Origin of the sequence: Pseudanabaena biceps PCC 7429, from assembly GCF_000332215.1 — a bacterium.
Classification (GTDB): domain Bacteria; phylum Cyanobacteriota; class Cyanobacteriia; order Pseudanabaenales; family Pseudanabaenaceae; genus Pseudanabaena; species Pseudanabaena biceps.
In genome coordinates, this window is record NZ_ALWB01000387.1 from 1 (window position 1) to 2,199 (window position 2,199).

The window sequence follows — 2,199 nt, forward strand, 5'->3', positions numbered from 1 at the left end:
TACTACGTAATTAAAATCCAGAGCTAAAACCTGCGGCGCACGCTGCGCGTGCACCACAGGTTTTATTGTCTAGGTCTATTTATGGATAGGGCGTAACATCAGTTAGGATACAGCGATCGAGGAAATCCTATGCTGAAGCTTCATCATTTTCCTTTTTCTCGGAAGCTAGCTCTTCACCAACTACAAAACGAACGAAGCGGCGCACCTTGACATTTTCACTAAGTTTTGTACCAGTTAATTTAACTAGTTCATCAACAGTGATGCTTTGGTCTTTGATAAAGGGCTGATCTAACAAGCAAAGCTCTTTCAGACGCTTTTCGATACGACCAAGCACGATCTTGTCGCGGATCGCCTCAGGCTTGCTAGCGAGATCTTCCTTACCAGCTTCAATTTGCTTTTCGCTTTCGACAAATGCAGCAGGGATATCAGCAACACTGACATATTCCACGTTAGGACAAGCAGCAATTTGCTTAGCTACATTGTCAGCTAATTCTTTTAGTTCATCGCGACGGGCTACAAAGTCAGTTTCGCAGTTAACTTCAACTAGCACACCAATACGGCTGCCAAAGTGAATGTAGCTATGGACGATACCTTCGGTAGCAGCGCGGCTTGCTTTTTTAACAGCAGAGGCTAGCCCCTTTTGTCTTAGGTATTCGGTTGCCTTGGTAAAATCACCACTGGAGTCAACGAGGGCGGCTTTACAGTCTTTGATACCCGCGCCAGTTCTCGCACGTAACTCTTGAATTTGTTGGGTTGTAATGTCTGCCATATTAATAAGCTTGTTTGGGATGTCTAGGGCAACATTTCGAGGAGCTTGGAGTTTTGCTCGTTGCCGAAAATATCTCTAAAATGTTGTTTGCAGTACTCTAAGTTATCACAATTCCATGTACACAGGGTTTTGAAAATTGCGGTTGATCGCCAATTAAGTATCGCTAGCCTGTGAAGCTTGCTCTTTTTGCGATCGCAGCTCTTTCGCTTTAATTCTTTGCCATACTTTAATACATGCATAAAGCATTAAGCCCGTACTAATTGCCGCATAGGTTCCCCCCGCAGGCATCCCAGATACAGCCATCGCAATACTCCCCACCCACAGCGTAAGCGCATAGATAAATAAAACGGTTAGCCGCTTTGATACTCCCGCTTGAACTAGGCGATGGTGCAAATGCTGCTTGCCTGCCGACATTGGCGACTCGCCCTTGCCAAGGCGTTGCAAAATTACTGCGGTCGCATCAACAATTGGTACGGCAAGAATCATATAGGGCATAATCAGCGCAACCGTTGCCACAGCCTTGACCAACCCAATGACACTTACGCCCGCAAGGGTAAAACCCAAAAAATAAGCTCCCCCATCGCCCATAAAGATTTCCGCAGAACTTTTGGGCTTAAAGTTATAGCGCAAAAATCCGAGACATCCTCCAGCGAGAGCCGCAGCGATCAATGCTGCTGCTGGTTGCTGCATAAATAGACTCGTAATTAAAATGACCGCTGCGGCGATCGTGGTCACCCCTGCGGCAAGCCCATCCAATCCATCAAGCCAATTGATCGCATTTGCCATGCCCGATAGCCATACCATCGTAATAGGTAAGCTGAACCAGCCAAACTTGATAATGCCAAGAAATGGTACGGAGATAAAGTCGATTCTTACACCAACCCGCCAAGCAGCAGCAGATACGGCTAGTTGGGCAATTAATCGGGGCAAGGGCGGTAAATTAAATAGGTCATCGGCAAAACCAATTAGGAAAAATGCGGCTCCGCCGATGGTTACCCCCCAGACTTCATATTCCCTAGTTTGCGGTAATATCCCAAAATAGCCCCCTGCCCAAACTAGTAAAAGAGCGGATACACTTCCTAAAAAAATTGCTACGCCACCGACTCGTACAACAGGTGTTGTATGCATCTTGCGATGGTTGGGCTTGTCTACGAGTCCTGCTTTGAGTCCAAAATGACGAATTATCGGCGTACTCAGCCACACTACGATCGCAGATACTGCAAAGGCGACCAAGTAAGGAATGGCAGTTGGATGCAGCATTACAAGAATAAAATTGAGGGTTGTGATTAGGCAAATTTATGCTTGCAAGCATAGCACTGGATTGACGAAAAGCACATCGAATATAAACATGGAATTGACATAATTCCGATAAGTACCTCAGCATAATTAAAATCCAGATCTGAAGCCTGCGGCGCACGCGCAGCGTGCGC

At 46.3% G+C, this 2,199-nt stretch carries 2 protein-coding genes; both read right to left on the bottom strand.

Going from position 1 to position 2,199, the window contains the following annotated elements:
- Positions 1-127: 127 nt before the first annotated feature.
- On the bottom strand, positions 128-769 hold the full coding sequence (tsf, locus tag PSE7429_RS22585; protein ID WP_009629720.1) for a translation elongation factor Ts: 642 nt from the start codon (positions 767-769) through the stop codon (positions 128-130).
- Positions 770-922: 153 nt separating this feature from the next.
- Entirely contained in the window at positions 923-2,029 is a 1,107-nt protein-coding gene (locus PSE7429_RS22590; RefSeq protein ID WP_009629721.1) for a glycosyltransferase family 4 protein, read from the bottom strand.
- Positions 2,030-2,199: the final 170 nt, after the last annotated feature.

What these genes read in the sequence shown, in the direction of transcription:
- tsf (WP_009629720.1), bottom strand. Translation starts at nt 769, where the DNA reads ATGGCAGACATTACAACCCAACAAATTCAAGAGTTACGTGCGAGAACT.
- PSE7429_RS22590 (WP_009629721.1), bottom strand. Translation starts at nt 2,029, where the DNA reads ATGCTGCATCCAACTGCCATTCCTTACTTGGTCGCCTTTGCAGTATCT.